24 protein-coding genes are annotated in these 19765 nt (G+C 59.9%); 9 read left to right on the top strand and 15 right to left on the bottom strand.

What is annotated here, in order from left to right:
- The 7 genes from AN189_RS00605 to flhB all read left to right on the top strand — a co-directional run bounded on the left by AN189_RS00605 (nucleotide 1) and on the right by flhB (nucleotide 8400).
- Nucleotides 1-354 (top strand): hypothetical protein, encoded by a 354-nt coding sequence (locus AN189_RS00605; RefSeq protein WP_056029457.1) that lies wholly within the window; start codon nucleotides 1-3, stop codon nucleotides 352-354.
- Nucleotides 351-905, top strand: a complete 555-nt coding sequence (locus tag AN189_RS00600; RefSeq protein ID WP_056029454.1) for a MotE family protein — start codon at nucleotides 351-353, stop codon at nucleotides 903-905. The genes AN189_RS00605 and AN189_RS00600 overlap by 4 nt, the downstream gene beginning before the upstream one ends.
- Nucleotides 906-988: 83 nt before the next feature.
- Nucleotides 989-1858 carry a flagellar motor stator protein MotA gene (gene motA / locus AN189_RS00595; protein WP_056029451.1) on the top strand — a complete coding sequence of 290 codons (870 nt, stop codon included), beginning with the start codon at nucleotides 989-991 and terminating at the stop codon, nucleotides 1856-1858.
- Entirely contained in the window at nucleotides 1855-3948 is a 2094-nt protein-coding gene (locus AN189_RS00590; RefSeq protein ID WP_056029448.1) for a hypothetical protein, read from the top strand. The genes motA and AN189_RS00590 overlap by 4 nt, the downstream gene beginning before the upstream one ends.
- 131 nt (nucleotides 3949-4079) lie before the next feature.
- Nucleotides 4080-6170, top strand: coding sequence for a flagellar biosynthesis protein FlhA (flhA, locus tag AN189_RS00585; RefSeq protein ID WP_056029445.1), 2091 nt, complete (start codon nucleotides 4080-4082; stop codon nucleotides 6168-6170).
- A gap of 41 nt (nucleotides 6171-6211) precedes the next feature.
- Nucleotides 6212-6940, top strand: coding sequence for a flagellar biosynthetic protein FliR (locus tag AN189_RS00580; protein WP_253279519.1), 729 nt, complete (start codon nucleotides 6212-6214; stop codon nucleotides 6938-6940).
- On the top strand, nucleotides 6937-8400 hold the full coding sequence (gene flhB / locus AN189_RS00575) for a flagellar type III secretion system protein FlhB (protein WP_367379424.1): 1464 nt from the start codon (nucleotides 6937-6939) through the stop codon (nucleotides 8398-8400). Before AN189_RS00580 ends, flhB begins: the two co-directional genes overlap by 4 nt.
- Nucleotide 8401: 1 nt before the next feature.
- On the opposite strand, the gene AN189_RS00565 is transcribed toward flhB, so the two are convergent.
- Genes AN189_RS00565 through AN189_RS00525 form a run of 9 tightly spaced genes read right to left on the bottom strand, consistent with a single transcriptional unit; the run spans nucleotide 8402 to nucleotide 12907 of the window.
- The gene (locus AN189_RS00565; protein WP_056029435.1) at nucleotides 8402-8911 is read right to left on the bottom strand and encodes a hypothetical protein; all 510 of its coding nucleotides are present in this window, start codon (nucleotides 8909-8911) and stop codon (nucleotides 8402-8404) included.
- Nucleotides 8912-8928: 17 nt separating this feature from the next.
- Complete coding sequence (gene flgH / locus AN189_RS00560; protein ID WP_056029432.1) at nucleotides 8929-9654, bottom strand: flagellar basal body L-ring protein FlgH; 726 nt, start codon at nucleotides 9652-9654, stop codon at nucleotides 8929-8931.
- Nucleotides 9641-10057, bottom strand: a complete 417-nt coding sequence (flgA, locus tag AN189_RS00555; protein ID WP_056029429.1) for a flagellar basal body P-ring formation chaperone FlgA — start codon at nucleotides 10055-10057, stop codon at nucleotides 9641-9643. The genes flgH and flgA overlap by 14 nt, the downstream gene beginning before the upstream one ends.
- A complete protein-coding gene (gene flgG / locus AN189_RS00550; RefSeq protein ID WP_056029426.1) occupies nucleotides 10054-10839 on the bottom strand; it encodes a flagellar basal-body rod protein FlgG in 786 nt (261 codons plus the stop codon). The genes flgA and flgG overlap by 4 nt, the downstream gene beginning before the upstream one ends.
- A 19-nt stretch (nucleotides 10840-10858) precedes the next feature.
- Nucleotides 10859-11575 carry a flagellar hook-basal body complex protein gene (locus tag AN189_RS00545; protein ID WP_056029422.1) on the bottom strand — a complete coding sequence of 239 codons (717 nt, stop codon included), beginning with the start codon at nucleotides 11573-11575 and terminating at the stop codon, nucleotides 10859-10861.
- 3 nt (nucleotides 11576-11578) lie between these two features.
- On the bottom strand, nucleotides 11579-11845 hold the full coding sequence (gene fliQ, locus AN189_RS00540) for a flagellar biosynthesis protein FliQ (RefSeq protein WP_172794824.1): 267 nt from the start codon (nucleotides 11843-11845) through the stop codon (nucleotides 11579-11581).
- The gene (gene fliE, locus AN189_RS00535) at nucleotides 11845-12126 is read right to left on the bottom strand and encodes a flagellar hook-basal body complex protein FliE (protein WP_056029416.1); all 282 of its coding nucleotides are present in this window, start codon (nucleotides 12124-12126) and stop codon (nucleotides 11845-11847) included. The genes fliQ and fliE overlap by 1 nt, the downstream gene beginning before the upstream one ends.
- A gap of 8 nt (nucleotides 12127-12134) precedes the next feature.
- Complete coding sequence (gene flgC, locus AN189_RS00530; protein WP_056029413.1) at nucleotides 12135-12515, bottom strand: flagellar basal body rod protein FlgC; 381 nt, start codon at nucleotides 12513-12515, stop codon at nucleotides 12135-12137.
- Between the two features lie 11 nt (nucleotides 12516-12526).
- Entirely contained in the window at nucleotides 12527-12907 is a 381-nt protein-coding gene (locus AN189_RS00525; RefSeq protein ID WP_056029411.1) for a FlgB family protein, read from the bottom strand.
- A gap of 80 nt (nucleotides 12908-12987) precedes the next feature.
- Between AN189_RS00525 and AN189_RS00520 the strand changes: the two genes are divergently transcribed.
- Nucleotides 12988-14310: a FliI/YscN family ATPase gene (locus AN189_RS00520; RefSeq protein ID WP_056029408.1), complete on the top strand. Its 1323-nt coding sequence runs from the start codon at nucleotides 12988-12990 to the stop codon at nucleotides 14308-14310.
- Here AN189_RS00520 and AN189_RS00515 read toward each other — a convergent pair.
- The 6 genes from AN189_RS00515 to AN189_RS00490 all read right to left on the bottom strand — a co-directional run bounded on the left by AN189_RS00515 (nucleotide 14290) and on the right by AN189_RS00490 (nucleotide 18111).
- Nucleotides 14290-15111, bottom strand: coding sequence for a DUF1217 domain-containing protein (locus AN189_RS00515; protein WP_056029405.1), 822 nt, complete (start codon nucleotides 15109-15111; stop codon nucleotides 14290-14292). The two genes, AN189_RS00520 and AN189_RS00515, sit on opposite strands and share 21 nt — an antisense overlap.
- Nucleotides 15108-15512 carry a flagellar biosynthesis repressor FlbT gene (gene flbT, locus AN189_RS00510; RefSeq protein WP_056029402.1) on the bottom strand — a complete coding sequence of 135 codons (405 nt, stop codon included), beginning with the start codon at nucleotides 15510-15512 and terminating at the stop codon, nucleotides 15108-15110. The genes AN189_RS00515 and flbT overlap by 4 nt, the downstream gene beginning before the upstream one ends.
- Entirely contained in the window at nucleotides 15512-15874 is a 363-nt protein-coding gene (flaF, locus tag AN189_RS00505) for a flagellar biosynthesis regulator FlaF (protein ID WP_253279518.1), read from the bottom strand. The genes flbT and flaF overlap by 1 nt, the downstream gene beginning before the upstream one ends.
- Nucleotides 15875-15969: 95 nt before the next feature.
- On the bottom strand, nucleotides 15970-17292 hold the full coding sequence (locus AN189_RS00500; protein WP_056029396.1) for a flagellin: 1323 nt from the start codon (nucleotides 17290-17292) through the stop codon (nucleotides 15970-15972).
- 197 nt (nucleotides 17293-17489) lie between these two features.
- Nucleotides 17490-17831, bottom strand: coding sequence for a hypothetical protein (locus AN189_RS00495; protein WP_056029393.1), 342 nt, complete (start codon nucleotides 17829-17831; stop codon nucleotides 17490-17492).
- A complete protein-coding gene (locus AN189_RS00490) occupies nucleotides 17824-18111 on the bottom strand; it encodes a rod-binding protein (protein WP_367379423.1) in 288 nt (95 codons plus the stop codon). The genes AN189_RS00495 and AN189_RS00490 overlap by 8 nt, the downstream gene beginning before the upstream one ends.
- On the opposite strand from AN189_RS00490, the gene AN189_RS00485 reads away from it, so the two are divergent.
- The gene (locus AN189_RS00485; RefSeq protein WP_157057329.1) at nucleotides 18103-19761 is read left to right on the top strand and encodes a flagellar hook-length control protein FliK; all 1659 of its coding nucleotides are present in this window, start codon (nucleotides 18103-18105) and stop codon (nucleotides 19759-19761) included. The two genes, AN189_RS00490 and AN189_RS00485, sit on opposite strands and share 9 nt — an antisense overlap.
- Nucleotides 19762-19765 lie beyond the last annotated feature (4 nt).

Below are 19765 nucleotides of genomic sequence, written 5' to 3'. Positions count from 1 at the left end.
ATGGAATTGATTTCCGATATTTTGTTGGTGTCAGGTGCACTCGGGGCCGGTTTTTACTGCCATGTGCTGTCGCGCCGGTTGCGGCAGTTCACTGACCTTGAAAGGGGTGTCGGCGGTGCCGTGACCGCGTTGAGCACGCAGGTCAGTGATCTGTCGACATCGGTCCTTGCCGCGCAGGAAACAGCGCAGACGTCAGTGTCGACGCTGGGTGAGGTGAGCGAACGGGCAGAGGCCGCCGCGCGTCATCTCGAACTGCTTGTGGCAGCAATGCATGATCTGCCGCAGGATCAAACGCCGCCCGTTAAAAAACCGAACCCCTTTCGGGTTGGCACTGGCGAGCAGGCTCCCGCATGATCCGATCCCAGGGCGGTACATTGCATGCGCTTGCCGGTTTGCTGGTGCTTTCGGCAATCGTGCGACTGTCAGTTGCCGGTCCAGCCATGGCGGAGGAAACGCAGCAAGCGGACCCCGCTGCCGTCGCGGCATCCGCCTCTGGCGAGGGGGTGGCGGCGCTGAATGCGGCGTTCCAACAGCGTGAGGCCCGTGTCAAGGAACGCGAAGATGCCATCGCTGCGCGGATGCGCGCACTGTTGCTGGCAGAACAGGAAGCCGCAGAGCGGCTGGCGCAGTTAGTGGCAGCCGAAGAGGCGCTGAGCGCGACAATCGCGCAAGTGGATGTGGCTGCAGAAACCGATGTCGACCGCCTGGTAGCGGTCTACGAGGGGATGAAACCCAAGCAGGCAGCAGATCTGTTCAGTCAGATGTCGCCGGATTTCGCCGCCGGATTTCTAGGCCTGATGAGCGCCGAAGCCGCGGCACAAATCATGACCCTGGTCCCGCCGGAGCATGCCTATTCCATCAGCGTCGTGCTGGCAGGACGCAACGCCAACGCCCCTGACGGATGAGGCAAAGGGAATCTTAAACTTCTGCTGCCATACCGTGCGGCGGGCGGTTGCCCGAGACAGAATGATCAGAGGGAAAACGCTGGATGCTGGGCCTGGCCGGAATTGCAATCGTTTTTGTCATGGTGTTTGGCGGTTACCTTTTGGCCGGTGGCAAGATGGGGATCATCCTCAAGGCCTTGCCTTTTGAAATGATCATGATTGGGGGGGCGGCACTGGGCGCTTTTGTCATTTCAAATGACATGTCGACGATCAAACATACCGTTCGTGATGTCGGCAAGGTGTTCAAGGGGCCGAAATGGCGGCAGTCTGATTACCAAGACCTCATGTGTCTTTTGTTTGAACTGATTCGATTGAATCGCGCCAATCCTGTCGAAATCGAGGGCCATATCGAGGACCCTGCCAGCTCTGCGATTTTCGCCAAATACCCCAGGATCGCGGCAGACGATGAAATCGTGGCAATCATCTGCGACACGTTGCGATCCGCGTCGATGAATTATGACGATCCGCATCAGGTTGAAGAGGTGCTGGAAAACCGGATCGAGGCGACGCTTCATCACAAACTGCACAGCACTCACGCCTTGCAATCGGTTGCAGACGGGTTGCCGGCGCTTGGTATCGTCGCGGCCGTTCTGGGCGTCATCAAGACAATGGGTTCAATTGACCAGCCGCCTGAAATTTTGGGGAAAATGATTGGCGGTGCGTTGGTCGGGACTTTTCTGGGGGTTTTTCTGGCCTACGGATTTGTCGGCCCCTTTTCGGCAAGGGTCAGGGCCGTCATCGAAGAGGATGCGCATTTCGCCAAATTAGTACGCGAGATTCTGGTCGCAAACCTTCACCAACATGCCCCTAACATATGTATCGAAGTCGGACGTCAGAACACGCCGTCGCATCTGCGGCCCTCGTTTGCCGCGCTTGAGGAAGCGATGAAATCAGTCAGAAAGGACGCGGCATGACACTGGTGCGTGTGGTCCTCTTTTTTCTGTTTTGTCCTTCATTCGCCTGGGCCGGCACCGTTTTGTCAGGGGATCATGATGGTTTTACCCGCGTGACTGTACCGGTCGAAAATATAAACGACTGGAGCCTCACGCGCACGGAGACAGGTTATGACCTGCGCGTTGCAGCACCTCTCGACCTTGACCTCACGCGTGTATTTCAGCGCATCCGACGCGACCGGGTGGCGGATGTGTCAACTGCGGGCAATGTTTTCTCGATCAAACTGGCATGTCAGTGTCGCGCTACAGCCTTTTCTTTTCGCGACAGATTTATCGTGGTTGACGTGACAGACGAGTCCGTACCGACGCCGAACCGATCTGGACAAGACCCGTTTTTGCCGGACGCGGCCACAACCTCCGAACTGATGCTGCCAATCACGGTTGGCGGGCCCGCGATTGCGCTTGATCGTGGTGCGATCGCGGCGATCGCTGGGCCATCCATCGATCTGGTGGGTTTCGAACGTAGTTTGGTCGAAACACTGGCAAAGGCATCGACCCGTGGGGTCCTGACCCTGACGGGCGCGGGCGGGGCCCAAGATGCAGGCACCGCGCCGGTCATGTCTGCGACGCCGGATCGCCCGCTTCAGGCTGCACCTGGTCTGGTCCTGCGTTCAGCGCGCGATGTGCCAGAAGTAGCGCCACCTCCAGACCTCTGCTGGTCCGAAGATGTGTTCGATGTGACCATGTGGTACGGCGACGACGTGCCTTTTGGTGCGCGTCTGGCACAGGCTCGCGCGGTCATGACTGATGGCAGTGACCGGTTTGACCCGGCCGCGGTCGAAGCATTGGCCCGCGCCTATGTCTATTACGGTTTTGGACAAGAGGCGATCCGCACGCTGGAACTCGACGGCGTGCAGAGCAGGTCACGTCTGGCTTTACGCACACTTGCGCAAGTTTTCGACAATATTCCGCCAGCGTCCGAGACACTTCGAACGCAGTTGAACTGTCCGGGCATGGCCCCTCTCTGGGCGCTCGCCGCCGACAGCGCACGCCCTTCGCCAGCGGAGTGGGACGTCAATCAGATCATGCAGAAGTTCAAAACGCTTCCCGGGCATTTGCAGGTGCTCATCGCTCCTCGCCTTGCAGAGGGGCTGCGCCGGATAGATGCCCCAGATGCTGCAAAACTGGTGTTGGCCACCGGTCAGAAAGAGGCTCTTTTCACAACAGAAGCTGCGGTGGTTCAGACCGAAATTCTAGTGGCCGATGGTGATGTTGACGCGGCCCGCGCCATGTTGTTCGCAGGCTTTTCCGAGGACCCGAACATGCCGCCAGATGATGTCCTTCGTCTTCTGAACATGATGTTGGAAGATGATGATCGCGTCCATGATGCCATGATTGGCCGTCTGGAAGATCTGATTTTTGCGAACCGGAACGAACCGATTGCGAACGAATTGCGGACAGCGTTGGGACTTGCCTATGCCCGAAACGGGGATCTCCCGGCAGCGCTGGCCAGCTTGCGCGCAGCGGCGACCGCCGATGGTGATGAGATCATGCCTGCGTGGACCGAAGTTTCAAAACGCATCGTAGAAACAGCAGCGGACGGATCGTTTCTGGACTTTGCATTCAGTGGTGACGCGCTGCGACCCAATGCGGAGGTTCGGAATATGATCGCGGCCCGTTTGTTGACGATGAGTCTGCCAGAACGCGCCGCTGTGCTGCTTGCTGGCCCTGCTACCGGTGGCGCAATGGGGGAACGCCGATATCTTCGTGCGATGGCATTCATGCAAATGGATGATGCCGCCCAAGCGCAGATTGCGCTGGCGGGTATTGCGACGTCGCGCGCAGCAGCAATCCTGGCAGCGGAGCCGTGGCCGCCGGTTGAGGATGAAATGGACACAGCCTGGCGCGATGGCGACTGGGTACAATTGTCTGGAACGGATGACCCGCTACTACAATCGGCGGCCATTCTTGCGACGCGGCCCCCCATCGCAGTCGATCCGCTCACCCCACTGTCGAGTGGTCGGGCATTGATCGCGGATGCGAATGAAGCGCGGGCTACTGTGGATGCTCTACTTGGCCGGTTTCAACTGCCGCCGCCCATCACGCAGTGACAATTTGGTAATCCTGATACCCTATTTTGTAGCGTGATTAAGTTGATGGAAGGCAATTCTATGCCACGCAGAATGCAGGTCCTATTCCAATTGAATCCGCTATCGGTCGCAGTTTGCATTCGGTCCTTGCCATGAGGGGGATCGGTAGTTTCGCGTTTCAACCAACGATCGCCCTCGCGCTGATGCTTATGGCGATCATCGTCATGATGATTCTGCCGATGCCGGCGATTGTCCTTGATATCGGCCTCGCGGCATCATTTGCCTTGGCAATCCTGATTTTCACGGTGACACTTTTCATCGAAAGACCGCTTGATTTCTCGGCATTTCCGACCGTGCTGCTTGCGTCACTCATGCTTCGCCTGTCGCTCAATGTCAGTTCGACCAAGCTGATCATCGGCGAAGGCCATACCGGCACCGACGCGGCGGGTGAGGTGATCGAGGGATTTGCCATGTTCGTCATGGGCGGAAACGCAGTGCTCGGTGTTGTCGTCTTCTGCGTTCTGTTGATCGTGAATTTCGTCGTGATCAACAAAGGTGCGACCAGAATGGCCGAGGTCGGGGCGCGCTTTGCGCTGGATGCGATGCCGGGCAAGCAACTCGCCATCGACAGCGATGTCGCAGCAGGCGCAATTGACCACGCAGAGGCAAAGGCTCGCCGCGAGAGGGAACAGGCGGAGACAACCTTTTTCGGCTCGCTTGATGGGGCATCGAAATTCGTCAAGGGCGACGCGGTTGCAGGGCTACTGATCACAGCCCTCAATCTGGTCGTCGGTTTGGTCATCGGCATCGCTGTGATGGGCATGCCGTTCGGCGAGGCATTCGAAACATACGCAATCCTGACGGTCGGAGATGGATTGGTCAGTCAGATACCAGCCGTCATCATCTCGATTGCATCGGCGTTGCTGCTGGCTCGTGGCGGGGCCACCGGTTCAACAGATTTGGCATTGGTTGATCAACTGGGCCGACACCCGGCTGCATTGGCCACGGTCGCGGTATTGCTGGCGTTGTTTGCCTTGGTGCCGGGATTGCCGTTTCTTCCGTTTATTATCGGCGCGGCGGTTCTGGGTGCATGTGCCTGGCTCGGGCATCAGGCACAGCGAACCAGGGCCGCATTGCAAGTTGCATCTGATCGCGGCGCAGAGGATCACACGCCAGAACGCTCAATCGGTGATTTTCTGGATCTCGATGATATCCATGTCGAATTCGCGCCTGATCTTGTGGATATGGTGATTGATCCTGGTACGGGGCTGGATGCGCGCATCATCAACATGCGCAAACATATCGCGACGACCTACGGCGTTTTGCTTCCTGAGGTGCGGCTGACGGACAATGCGAGCTTGCCGGCGGGCAGTTACGTGATCCATGTGCAGGGGGTTGAACAGGTTCGGGATGTCCTGCGATCAGACAAGCTGCTTGCCCTGCTGCCCGAGGGGGGAACCTCCTTGCCTGGCGAGGCGGTCGCCGAACCGGTTTACGGTGCTCCTGCGCGCTGGATCGATACGGCCCGGCAAGAAGAGGCCGCCTTTGCCGGATTGACCACGGTACAACCGGCAGAGGTGCTGGCCACGCATCTGCTCGAGATCGTGAAACGGAATTTTGCGCGTTTGCTCTCGCACAAGGCACTGCGCCGACGGCTGGACGAGATGGTGCAGCTGTCCGACCAGTCGCGGGCAGAGGCAAACCGAAGGTTGCTGGATGAACTGATGCCCGACAGGGTCCCGATGGATATCCTGCTGGCTGTATTGCGACAACTACTTGAAGAACGTGTATCAATCCGCAACCTGCCCTTGATCCTCGAAGCAATCGCAGAGGCCCGCCAAGGCCAGCAGTCGGTCGAGGCTATCACGGAACAGGTCCGGCAACGGCTTGGATTTCAGCTTGTGGCCGAAATCCGAAGGCCCGACGGCACGATACCCTTGGTGCAGCTTGCTCCGGAGTGGGAAGAGGCATTCAGCACCTTTGAGGTACGAAGCGACCGAGGCGGCGGGATTGCGGACGTGGCATTGCCGCCGGATGAATTCAACAGGTTGGCTGATGGGATCGCAGCCAAACTGGAACAGGCCGCAGCACATGGCACTCTGGCGGCAGTCGTTACATCGGTACGTCGGCGCAAGTTCCTGCGCACCGTGATGGCCGCGCGGGGCATCATGAACCCCGTTTTGTCATTCGAAGAGATCGGTATCGAGGCAAGGCCGTCACTGGTGGGGCTGGTGGCAGCCTGATGGATGCGCTGCTGACGCTTTCGCAAACGACCTTATGGGCCATGGCTGTTGTATTTTTGCGAATTGGTGCGATGGTCGCAATCCTGCCCGCATTCGGGGAGCAATCCATCCCCGTCAGAGTGCGTTTCGGTATCGCGGTCGCGTTCACCCTGATCGTCCTGCCGGTAATGGTTGGGACGGTGGGAGCAATCCCGGCGACGCCACAGGGAGCCGCGGCCATATTGGCCCCGGAGGTAATTGCAGGACTGTTTTTCGGCCTGCTTTTGCGGTTTTTCGTGTTCGCACTTCAGATTGCGGGCATGATTGCGGCACAGTCCACATCGTTGAGTCAGATTTTCGGAGGGACGGCCGGGGTCGATCCACAGCCCGCAATCGGCCAGGTTCTGGTCGTCGCCGGTCTGGCGCTCGTGGCATTGATGGGGCTGCACACGGATTTCGCGTCTTATATGATCGAAACCTATGCGCTTGCCCCGATCGGGGTGCTGCTTGAACCTTCGGTCATCGCAGAGGTCGGTCTGGCAGCGGTGGCACGCATCTTTGCCTTGGGTTTCACGCTGGCGGGGCCATTCGTGATGGCGTCGCTCATGTATAATTTGACACTGGGCGTGATCAACCGGGCGATGCCGCAGTTGATGGTCAGCTTTGTCGGGGCGCCTGCCATCACGGCCGGTGGGCTCTTGTTGTTATTTCTGAGTGCGCCCGTGATGTTGGAGGTCTGGTTGGCAGCGATGGAACGGCTTGTCAGCGATCCTGATGGAGCATTTCCATGAGCGATGAAAATTCGGACGATAAGGAACACGAACCCAGTCAGAAAAAACTGGATGATGCGCGGCGCAAGGGGGAAGTCGCAAAATCAACCGACCTGATCACGGCAGCCGCCTATGCTGGTTTGCTGACAGCGTTGGTCGTGTGGGGCGGGGCGAGCATGGTTGCGGTAGGCACGCAACTGCGACTGTTCCTCGAACAGGCGGACCGTTTGGCCGAACTCACGCGCGATGGTGGCTTGCAACCGGTACTGGGCGGGACGGCGGGGGCCGTTGTTCTGGCCCTTGGTCCATGGTTTGCATTGCCTGCCGCCTTTGCGCTCTTGTCGGTTGTTGCGCAGCAGGCCTTCGTCGTGGCCCCAACCAAGCTTGCACCCAAGTGGAACAGAATTTCACCGCTCGCGGGGATCAAAAACAAATTTGGTCGCCAAGGGCTGTTTGAATTCGCCAAGAGTTTTCTGAAACTGATGCTCTATTCTGTGGTCCTGGGGTTGTACCTGCAGTCGGAACGCGCGCAGGTGTTGGCAAGTGTCACATCGGATCCGGCCGTGATCATTGTCGCTTTGGGGCAGATGACGATCAAGTTGCTGGCGATCGTTCTGTGCATCTCGGTCAGTCTGGGTGTCGTTGATTTCCTGTTTCAGCGTGCAGAGCACCTGCGAAAGCATCGGATGTCTCGCAAGGAGCTGATGGACGAGATGAAAAACGCCGAAGGTGATCCGGCGATGAAACAACGCCGCCGGCAAAAAGGCATGGACATTGCAACCCATCAGATGCTGGCGGACGTGCCGCAGGCCAGTGTGGTGATCGTAAACCCCACCCACTATGCGGTGGCCTTGCAGTGGGGAGGCGGTCGCGGTCGGGCACCGGTCTGCGTGGCCAAAGGTGTGGACGAAATCGCAGCACGGATCAGAAAAATCGCGATGGAGCACCAGGTGCCGATCCATTCCGACCCGCCCACCGCGCGCGCTGCATGGAACCGTTGGTATTGGCGAAGAGATCGCGGCGGAGCATTTTCAGGCAGTCGCGACAGCCATTCGATTTGCGCAAAGAATGCGCAAGAAGGCGGCGACCACGTGATGCGGCACAGTGCATATGATGCGATGATGCGCGTCACCGAGGCGATTTATCAGGCGGATCAGGCGGAAATGGCGCAGCTTGCGCGGACCGAAAGGGCAATCCGCCAGCAATTGCATTGCCTTGCCACCGATCAGGCGCGATTGCATGATCGTGCTGCGACCCCACCAGATGCGGCTTTTCTTTCCGGGTCAGATGCGCTGTGGCAAACTTGGATCGCGACAAGGCAGGCGGATCTTAACGGAGAGCTGGCGCGAACGTTGGTACGCAAGGCCGCCCAGATTGAAAAACTCCGTGGCAGTTTCGGTCGCCGCACTGCGATCGAGACGCTGCATGTTCAGGCGAAGGCTCAGCATAAAAAGGATCGCATGCGCCGGACCGATTGGTGAATCAGACGTCCTGCTTGATGATGTCAAGGACGAGAACATCGAGCGCTGTTTCACCCACGATATCACGTGCGCTGCGCAAGAGATCGGTGCGCAGGATCTGCATTTTGCTGTTTTCGGTATAGTTCCCTGAGAACCCACCGATGTTCGCGTGCGCGAAAAGGTCCTGAAGCATGCTGTCGCGCAAACGTGGCTCACGGTCATAAATGTCGTTTGTCTGGCCGGTCGGCACTTCGATACTGATGGAAACCAGCATCATGGCCGTCAGTGCCTCACCCTCGATCACCGGCACGATGAACTGTTTGCCAAGCACGGCGAATTCCGAATCCTGCCCTGTCTCGATCGGCTGCGGGTCGGCATTTTCCGCAACGGTCGTCTGGGCTGGACCGCAGGGGTCTGTTTCGGCGAGGTCAGCGCCTGCCTCCGGCAGCGGTGGCCGCGTGAAAAAGGCCGCGCCGGCCCCGGCCCCAGCCCCGATGATGACCATGGCGAAAGGGATAATCAGTTTCTTCATGGTAATGACTTTCTCATTCAGAAGGGGAGAACGGATTCAAGCGCTTGCTGGCCGTATCGCGGTTGCACCATGTCGGTGATCTGGCCCCGGCCCCCATAGGAAATACGGGCTGAGGCGATTTTATCGTAGGTGATTTCGTTCTGGCGCGTGATGTCGGCCGGTCGCACGAACCCTGTCACGAGCAGTTCGCGCAGTTCAAAGTTTACGCGCACCTCTTGTTGACCAGCGATCGAGAGCACGCCGTTCGGCAAAACATCGACGATTGTCGCGGCGATCCGCAATTCCAGTTGCTCTGTCCGGCTGACCGACCCCTGGCCCTGCGCAGCACTTGAAGAATTGATGCCAACGGCGGTCCCAAGGCTGGCCCCTTGGGGCAGTTTCTTGTCCAGGCTTTGGGGCAGCCCCAGCAGGTTGGGAACGGCCATGCTCTGACTGGCAGATCGTGACCGGTCGCCAGAGTTCGAAATATTTGCGCTGTCGTCGATTTCGATCACGACGGTCAGAATGTCGCCTTGTTGCATCGCGCGCCTGTCCCCCAGCAACGATCCCCGGTCCCCGGTCCACAGCGAGGCCCCGGCACCGGGCAGTTGCGGCGCGCGGTCCAGTGTCTGGGGCAGGGCGTAGGTCACCATCGCCGTCCTGTCGGCTGTCGCCGCAATCGGGGTGAGTTCCGGGGCGCGGCCAACCTTGGTCGTCGAACAGGCGGCCAGCAGGGCCAGAAGCAGCAGGTTAACGCGCGACATGGGCGGTGCCTTCGGCCGAGATGCGTGCGGATACCGTCGCCCGTGACGCCATGTTCATCACGCGGATGACCTCGCCCTCGCCGGCGCGGCCCAATGCGCGGCCCTCTGTCGAGATAAGCAGGCCGCCGACGTCGTAGATGAGTGTTATCAGTTGGTTGCGGTCGACAATAGCCGGAAAGCCTACGTCGGCGGGACGCACTGGGCGTCCGGCATAGAGGGCTGTCCGGGCCTCCATCCCGACTAGCAGGAGGGGATCGTCGGTTCCGCCTGGCACATCAATGGGGGACACCAGCAAATCATCAGGGCCGATCAGCGTCTGTGCCGGGATATTCCGCGCCGCCACGATTGTTTCCGCCTGTGCGGGCGCCGCAAGGAGCAGCGCCATGATCAGCCAGCGGGTCATCGGATCTGCACCATCGAGCTGAGCATCTGATCGCTGGCCGTGATCACCTTGGAGTTCAGCTCGTAGCCGCGCTGCGCGGCAATCAGATCGGTGACTTCCTTGACGGGATCGACGGAACTTTCTTCCAGATACCCTTGGCGCAAGGTGCCAAGACCGTCGTCGCCGGGGATCGAGACCGTGGCGGGACCAGAGGCGTTGGTTTCCAGAAAAAGGTTCGATCCAATCGCCTCCAACCCCTTGGGATTGGTAAAGTTGGCCAGTGACAGCTGGCCAAGCAAGGCAGGTTGCACCTGCCCGAGAAAATAAGCCCAGACTTCGCCCTGGGCGTTGATCGACAAGGAACGGGAATCTTCGGGAACGGTGATGTCGGGAACGACCGGATGGCCGTCCGCGGTCACGATCTGCCCCTCGCCGGTCAGTTTCAATGCGCCATCGCGGGTGTATGCCGGGGTGCCGTCGGGCAAGGTTACCTCGAGATAGCCAAGTCCCTCGATGGCGACGTCAAGTTCGCCGCCGGTTGCGGCGAGGGTGCCCTGTTCGATCAGCATGCTGACCGAGGTCGGCCGAACGCCCAGCCCAAGCTGGATACCCGTTGGCAGCACCGCGCCGGTGGCAGCGTTGATCGTGCCGGGGCGCGCCATTTGCTGATAGTGCAGGTCCGCGAATTCGGCGCGTCTGGCGTTGTAGCCTGTCGTCGACATGTTCGCGAGGTTGTTCGAGATGACCTCGACCCGCATCTGCTGGGCGGTCATGCCGGCGGCAGCGATCTTGAGTGCGCGCATGGCAGGCTCCTTTCTGGGGTTAGCGGCCGATGGCCTGGATGACGCCGCGGATGCGCTCGTCTTCGCTTTGCAGGAAATTCTGACCCAGTTCATAGGCCCGTTGCACCGCGATCATGCGACCGACCTGAAGGATCGGGTTCACGTTGCTGTCCTCGACAAACCCTTGCAGCATGCGCCCGTTGGGTGCCGGGCCAAAGCCCGCGGGCGCATCAAACAAGGTTCCGGTCTGACGCCGCAGTTCGGTCGGGTCGTTGGGCACCACCAGACCGATCTGACCAATGGCCTGACCGTCGGCGCTGATCGTGCCGTCGGCGGAAATGCCGATCTGGCCCGCACCGGCAGGCACAAAGACGGGGGCACCGCCAATATCCAGAACCGGATTGCCGTCATGGGTCATCAAGGTGCCGATCGCATCTGGCGCAAAGCTGCCGGCACGCGTCAGTCGCGGCCCGTCGGGGGTGTCGACCGTGAAATAGCCGTCCCCCTCGATCGCAAGGTCGAATGTGCCCCCCGTTTGGGTCAGCGTGCCTTGGGTCTGATCTGTCAGCTGAATGCGCGCGGCGGCCATGGACAGGACCGGCGCATCGCGTCCGATGTCGGCAATGTATTCCGAAAATGCGACCCCCTCGGCCTTGAAGCCGGTTGTGGCCGCATTCGCGATGTTGTGCGCGACAATCTGCATTTCGGACAAAAGCCCGCTTTGCCGGGTGAGTGCTGCATATGTGGCGTTATCCATGACCTAGCCCCCCGCGATCGTCGCCAGCAATGTGTCCTGAAAGAAGTCCACCAGCGTGTCCGTCATGAAGTTCATGGTGATCCAGAACACGAGGATGATGGCCCCCAGTTTCGGCACGAAGGTCAGTGTCATTTCCTGGATAGAGGTCAGTGCCTGAAACAGGCCGATGGCCAGGCCCACGATCAGGGCGACCGTCAGCACCGGCAGCGAGATCAGAAAGGCAATCCAAAGCCCCTGACGCAGGGTGTCGTAGAACAGGGCCTCGGACATCAGATCGGCATCCTCAGAATTTCCTGGTAGGCTTCGACGACCTTGTCGCGGACGGTGACGGCCGTTTGCACGGCCAGTTCGGTCTGGGCCAACGCCTGCACCAGCGTGTGCGGATCGCCCGCGCCGGACATGGACTGCAATGCTGCAGCCTCGCTGGCGTTGAGTGTCGCCATGAAGTCTTGCGCGGCACCGGCCACGGCTGTGGCTGCGTTTGGTTCAGGTTTGGTGGCAGCAAGGTTGCTTGCATAGTTCTGAGCGACGATTGCGGAACGAATATCCATGGAATTTCCTATTTTCTGAGCAAGTCGAGCAGGCCCTGGCCCATCTGCCGGGCCTGGTCGAACATCTTGAGGTTGGCCTCGTAGCTGCGCTGCGCCTCGCGGGCGTCGGCGATTTCCATCAGCAGGTTGACGTTTGAGCCGTCGTAATAACCGGTCTGATTGGCGAGCGGATGCGCAGGGTCGAACACTTCGGTCAGGGGGGATTGGTCCAGCCGGACCGCGCCGACACGGATGCCGGGGCCGTCCATCGCCGACTGAAAGCTGACGGTCTTGCGTCGATAACCGGGGGTGTCGGTATTCGCGATATTCTCGGAGACATGTCGCAATCGGGCTGCCTGAGCCCGCATGCCGCTGGTTGCAACCGCACGGGCGTCGCTGAAATCTGTCATGTTGTTTTTTCCTAGCGGCCAAGGGTCGTGCGCAGCACGGTCATCGTATGGCTATAGATGGCGAGTGCCCGACGGTGGCTGCTGCCAGCATCGACAGAGGCGAGCAATTCATCCTCGAGCGAGACCGAATTGCCATTCGGGGCGGGTTCCGAACCACGATCAACCAGACGTGCACGCGCGTGCGATGTGTCGTGCATGACATGACCGGGTCGTGTCCGGCGCAATGCGGTTTGGGGGCCGGGGCGCAGCGTGTCGGCAAAATCGGGCAGGGCCTGCGCGCGATAGCCTGGCGTATCGGCATGGGCGACATTCCGGGCAATCTGGGCCTGCGCCTGACCCGCATGGCGGGCCATGTCCGAAGACATCCTGAACAGGGCGAGCGTTTGATACATCGGGGATTCTCCCTCGTGGTGATGCACGAAGGATTAAGGGTGATTCCTTAAAAGAACGTGAGTTGCCTAAGGATCGCCAGATGACAGACATATTGAGCCGCATGACCGCCGCACTGCATGATTTAAAGGCGGTGACCCCCGTCGGACGTCTCTCGAACGTCTTTGGGGGTGGGATTCGGATCGTGGGTCTGGCGGATTGTTTGCGACTGGGTGATCGCGTGGTGGTGATGCCGGCAGGTGAGCCGATCATGGCCGAAGTCATCCGGCTGGACGGGGTGTCGGCAGATGCTGTCCTGGACGGAGAGGCGACAGGGCTTGCCGTCGGGGACCGGGTGCGCCCGGTCGGGCCGGGCCGATTTTCCCCCGGCCGCCACTGGATCGGACGGGTCGTCGATCCGGATGGTCAGCCACTTGATGGGCTGCCGCTCTTGCCCGAGGTAGGCGGCGTTCGTCTCGAACGCTGCCCGCCGCCTGCGCATGATCGCAGACCACTCGGGCTGCGGTTGTCCACTGGTCTGGCCGTATTCAACACGATCCTGCCCCTCGTGCGGGGGCAGCGTATTGGTATCTTTGCCGGGTCTGGCGTGGGCAAATCATCACTCCTTGCAGAACTGGCACGCGGCGTCGCTGCTGATGTGGTGGTGATCGCGCTGGTGGGCGAACGCGGACGCGAAGTGCGCGGTTTCGTCGAGGATACGCTGGGACCAGAGGGCATGGCGCGCGCGGTGATTGTCGCGGCCACATCCGACCGGGCACCACAAACGCGCCGGCGCTGCGCCGCTTCGGCCACGGCCGTGGCCGAATATTTCCGCGATCAAGGGCTGCACGTTCTGCTGTTGGTCGATTCATTGACGCGTTTTTGCGAGGCGCATCGGGAGGTTGCGGTCGCCGCCGGGGAGGCTGCCAACCTGCGTGGCCATCCGCCATCTGCGGCCGGGGCGATCGCGCGGCTATGTGAACGCGCGGGCCCCGGTGTAGGCGACATGGGCGACATCACCGCAGTCTATACGGTCCTCGTTGCCGGGTCGGATATGGATGAACCCGTTGCCGACATGGTGCGCGGTGTCCTGGACGGGCATGTGGTGCTGAGCAGGACAATCGCTGAAAGAGGCCGTTTTCCGGCGATCGACGTCCCGGCCAGTGTTTCGCGGTCGCTGCCGGCAGCGGCGAGTCGTTCAGAAAATCAGTTGATCAGTGATGCGCGTGAACGCCTGGCAATTTATGACAGGTCGGAGACGATGATACAGGCCGGCCTGTACCAGTCTGGCGCTGACCCAAAGCTTGATGCTGCGGTCAAATGCCGAGATGCGCTTGAGACGTTTCTGACGATCAAGGATCGTCGCGATGCGGAGGCGCATTTTGCGCAACTCCGTTTGGCAATGTCAGAAAAACCGGGGCAATGATGACCGTCGCGGGATGGATTGGATCAGCGTCAGCGCCAATGACGCAGATGTGGTCTGTGCCGATTGCGCGGCCTCTGCCCTGACAAGGAACAGACGGATCACGTCCTCTTGACGGTCAGAGTCTGCCAATTGGCTGACATCATCTGTTCCAAATACTGTGCGGGCGCGTGATTTGAATGTGTCCAACTGCTGATCAAGATCGATCCGGGCGAGCGACGACGGAAGCCCGAGCGCCTGTTCGAAAACCGCCCGCAAGGGCGGATCGCCCATGATGCTGAACCAACGCGCATTATTTGATCGCGCGGCTCCAAGGACATTTTGCAGGCCACTGTCGAGGTTCAGTGCGCTGCGCATGTTGTTGTCCTGCTGTCCGACAGCAATCTCGAACTGCTTGCGATCATATTGATCTGCGATCTGCGGGCCCAGCGTTGGACGCAAGGCGGGCGGCAAAGCAGAACCATCCAGACCAAACACCGATGCAAGTCGAGCGTAGCGCTTGTCAGACAGCTTGTTCGCGAGGGCGTCAGGGCTGCTGGTCCCCTCGCGCAGGATTTTTTCGATAAAGAACCGGTTGTAGATATCCTCGTCCAAGCCGAAAGCGCCGAGTGCGACCTGCAAAAGCTGGCGATCCTTTACCAGATCGGCGGCGCTGGAGACCGATCCGATGTTGGCCTTGAAGTAGTCGGTTGCCCGGCTGACCTGGGGCGTGTTCGCAAAGGTTTCTTGCTGAACGACAAGCGTCCGCTGCAGAAAACGCCAGCCAGCATAGCCTGCGAAGGGAACAACCGGCTGAAAACTCATGACATCGGCATCGCCATCAAGGCGTCTTCGATGGGAAGAAGCCGCCTGAGACACTTGAGCGCGCGATAGCAGTCACCATCATGGGTTGCCTGCTGCGCATCCCGCAGATGTTGCTGACTTTCTTGGTCGATCAGAGCCATGCCAAGCTGGGCAATCCCGCTCAGCAATTGCGACCGGGCGTCGGTCTGGTCGGCGTCCCCGGACAGCGCAAGCTGTGCGATATAGCAGACACGTCTGACTGGCGTATTGGCCTGATCCGGTCGCAATGCATCGCGCAGACGCAGGATATTCGCATTGGGAGTCACAATCGAAAGCTTGCTGCGTCGATTGCCGTTTTCGATCACGGCGCCGTTCACGAGCACCCTTTCGTAGGGATTGAGTTTCAAGACGAGGCCAGACATCAGCTTGCCCCCTGTGCGTTCAGGCCGCGAATGACGGCGGTATTGATATCGATCAGCGCCTCGAGACCTGCCTCGTTCCGCAGGAAGCGGTCGCTGTGAAAATGAGTGAATTCAGCGAGATAGAAGAGTTGGGCACGCAGGGCCTGTGGCAGTTCATTGCCATCAGCGCCAACGTCTGCCGCAAGGACCGACCAGATACGGCGATTGTCATTCACGGCGGCGGCGGCCTTGGGGAAATCCTGCCCATACCGGCGCAGTCGGCCAGTCACCTCGCTGAGCAGTTCGGCCTCGATGGCGCGCCCGGTGCGCAGCATCGTGCGTGAGGGGGCATAGGCATGTCGAGCTTTGTCGATGACGTTCACGATGTGTCCTTTCGGGACGAGAGAGAACGGAGCGTGGTTTTACCACGCATGGCGCTGGTGCCGGGGGTGCGGTCGCGCATCCCCGGCCTGGTTTCTTAGCGGAACAGCGACAGGATCGACTGTGGTGCCTGGTTGGCGATCGACAGGGACTGAACGCCCAGCTGCTGTTGCACCTGAAGCGCCTGAAGGCGGGCGGATGCCTCCTCCATATTGGCATCCACCAGTGTGCCGATCCCGGATTTGATCGAGTCGGTCAGATTGCTGATGAAGTTCGACTGCGTTTCGATCCGGCCCTGTGCCGAACCGAAAGATGCGGCGGCGTCGATGGATTTTTCGATCAGGTCGTCGATTGCCGCCAATGCACCTGTCGCACCTCCGTCAGTGGTGACGTCGAGTGTTGCAAGCGCACCCAGACCACCCGTTGCGGTCGATGAGCCGGGTGTGCCGCCGAATTCTGCAGCGAGGCCCACAACGATACCGGCTGATGATCCATTGGTGATGATCAGGCTGCTGCTGTCGTTGGGATCGATGGCGACGGAATAGGCGTCGGCTGGATCGGTTGCAGCCCCGAAGAAGGCACTGATCTGCGCATTCAGGTTACGTGCCACGTCTGCGGTGCCGTCAGTCGCGCTCGCGACATATTCGAATGTCCGGGAGCCCGTCGTTGTCCCGCCGCCTACGACATTGACCGCAATGTCGTCGAGGACGATCTGGTAGCTGGCACCTTCGTAGGTTTCGCCGATCGTGATCGCCTCGGTGCCGCCCGATGCGGCGACCGTCGTCAGGTCGGTGCCGTCCGGTGCCGATCCATCGAATTCAGTGGTGCCGGTGCCCGAGATCAGCGCGGCAGCTTCTGGTTCGGTACCGAACGTCGAGCCGCCATAGACCGCTGCCGTCGCCGGTTCGGTCACGGACAGGTTGCTGCGCGACACCTCGATCCTTGCCGGGGTGACGGAGCCGTCCAGCCCGCGGTCGAGCGATGACAGGATGTCGACGGAATCAGTCGATGAGCCGTCCACAAGGTTCAGGCCGTTGAACTGTGCCGCGCCCACAACCGATTTGATCTGGTCGGTCAGCGCCGTGATGTCTGTCTGGATCTTGTTGCGGTCGACGTTTTCCTCTTGGGCTGCGACGATCTTGCCCTTGATGTCGGTCAGCAGGTCCGTGACGGTTTCGGCGGCGTTGCGTGCAACGGCCACGGTGGACAGACCCAGGCCCAGGCTTTCCGAGATGGCTTTGAATCCCTTGACGTCGGAGTCCATCTGCTTGGAAATCGACCAGACTGCGGCATTGTCCTTGGCCGAGGAAACGGCCTTGCCGGTCGAGATCATTTCCTGGGTTTTGCCAAGGTTGGAATTGATGGATTTGAGCGTTTGCAGCGCGACCATTGCGCCGTTGTTGGTCAGAATGCTTGACATATGCTTTGTCCTTTTGGCGACGGCTTTTGCCGCCCTCTGGTGAGAGTGAGCCCCGTTTTCAGGGCCAGTGACGTGTCATTCTGACGAGAACCGGAAAGGGCCGTTCATTCTGAACTTTGACTTGATGCCCTGAATTCCATGTACGGTGCGTTAATGACCCAAGGTTTTTTCAGGGCAATTTTGTGGTCACCCCAGACTCAGGCGCGCCGTTCCATGAGTGGGCCTGACGCATCGATTCGTTCCTTTTGGCCCGACTGGGTATAGAGGCTGAGGCCGTCCTTGACGGATCTGGTTTCGGCCAGTCGCACGGCCGCGGCCCTGATCCCCGCACATCGTGCCGCGAGCAGCTTGCCGTTTCGGTCCATCAACCAGGTCATTCGGGCCAGGGCCGCGCCATTGGGCGCAAGCTGTATGAATTCCGTGATCAGCGCATCCTTGCGTGCGGTCAGGCCGGGCAATTTTTCAAAATCGCCGGTTCGCAAGGCGGTCCACTCCTCTTTGAGGAGGTTTTCGCAACGCGAGGTGATCCGGTCAGTCATCGGTGCGTGCCTTCATGGCATGAAAGAGCGATTCGGCGATGCCGATGCCGCCGGCTGCCACCATCTTTTCTGCCTGTGCGTCGCGCAGGAACGATGAAAATTGATCGGAACCGGGCCCGGACCCGAATGGGCCGGCTGCCCCGTCGAATTGCATGGATTTGAGCATTTCCGAAAGGAATGTGGCCTCCAGCTTGCGGGCGGCCTGCATCAGATCGGCGTCCTGACCAGTCGCGGCTGGCAACTGCCTGGGCGGAACGGGTGGAATAGCGGTGTGGATCACGATGGCACCTCTTGTTGCGATCTGTCCAACAAAGCGCAGCGGGGTAAAACATTTGCTAACTTCTGTGGTTCATCACAGCGCAATATTCACAAGGAGGACGCAATGCAGATCGCTCTAGGGCCTGGCACGACAAGGGGGCAGGTGCTGTCTGATGTGTTGTCAGCCAGCGATGTCAGGGTGCCGTCACCTGCGTTTGACGAATTCCTGACCGTTAGCGTCGAGGTCTGGCCGATGCCAGGTCAGGTAAAGGTCGCTGTGGTCGAGGCGGGCGACGAAGCTGAGCCCGCTCTTTTGGTCGATGTCATTGATGCGGATGCATCCGGACATGTTCCGCAGGTTGTTCTGCCGACACCAGCTCATCAAGAGGTGTCGCTGCTTTCGCAAAAAAACGAGGAAGAAGGTCAAACGGCCGAAGCCTCTTTGGCGCGGCCTGCGGTGACTGAATCCACCGATATGCCAATACTATCGAGCACGCATGACGGTGCCGTGCGTGTTGATCCCCGCCCCAGGTCCGGCGCGGCAGAAGGCATGACTGCGCAACGTATCGATTCCGACGGCGATCCGGCAGTCTTGTCGTCCGCCAAAGGCATTGAGGCACCAACTGCCAAGTCAAAGGAATCGACGGGACAACCAGTATCGATCCTGGCCGATATAACGGTGCCAAAGGTCGCAGTATCGGACAGGCAGAATGATCCATCTCTTGGGGGCGATTCGAACAAAAGCGTTCGTTTTCAGACTGTTGATGAAATCAGACCCGGGGCCACCATTTTCAACCCAAGTGCAGGTGCGGTCGCGCAGACAGTTGTCGGTTTTGCGACCACGCCGCAAACGTCCTCGCCGCGCGCCGACCTGCGTTTGCACCCGGACGATCAGTCTGCGGTCGGTTTGCACGCAGCAAAGACTGTGCCCATCGTGCCACCTCTGATCGGTGCAATTTCAGGCGATATGATCGTCGCGCCGTCGGCAATCGACCAACAGGTCATCCAGCGCGCGCTGGCGGGACAGCGACAGGGGTCGATCGAAGGCCAAGAAATTCCTATTTCAAACCAATATGATAAAAATAGCCTTATTGAGGGGATCACCTCGACCTTTGGGGGCGCGCCTGATTCCATCGACCTTTGGAAATTCGCCCATTCAGGATTGCCGTCGGAGAGCGGCGTCCGATCCGACTTGATGACGACGTTCGCGCCTGCTCGCTTTGGCGTGGGCGACACGCAAGCAGAGAGTGTTCAAAGGCCGCCTGTCGCGCCGCCGGTTGCGGGGTCGGTGGCACAGCAGATCGCGGTCACGATCAATCAGGCCGCCGAGCGCACGGTAGAGTTGGCGTTGAACCCGGCTGAACTGGGACGCGTCCGGATGACTTTGACCGCACAGGATCAAGGCATGATGATCCATGTGCTGACGGAACGGCCTGAAACATCAGACCTGATGCGCCGCCATGTCGATGTCCTGCAGCAAGAGCTGCGTGCCTTGGGGTACACATCGGTCAAACTGGATTTCGACGCGGGCGGTGCAGCGCATGACCGCGCGAGGGGACAGCCCGAGCACCTGCAGAACGCAAGCGAGATCGGGACCGTTTCGAGCAGCAATCAACCGATCCAGCCACAGCCGACGCCGATACGCATCGGCGGTTTGGACCTCAGGCTCTGAAGGT

It is taken from the genome of Loktanella sp. 3ANDIMAR09, from assembly GCF_001420005.1.
GTDB lineage: Bacteria > Pseudomonadota > Alphaproteobacteria > Rhodobacterales > Rhodobacteraceae > Loktanella.
This window is presented reverse-complemented; position numbering and strand designations above follow the sequence as displayed.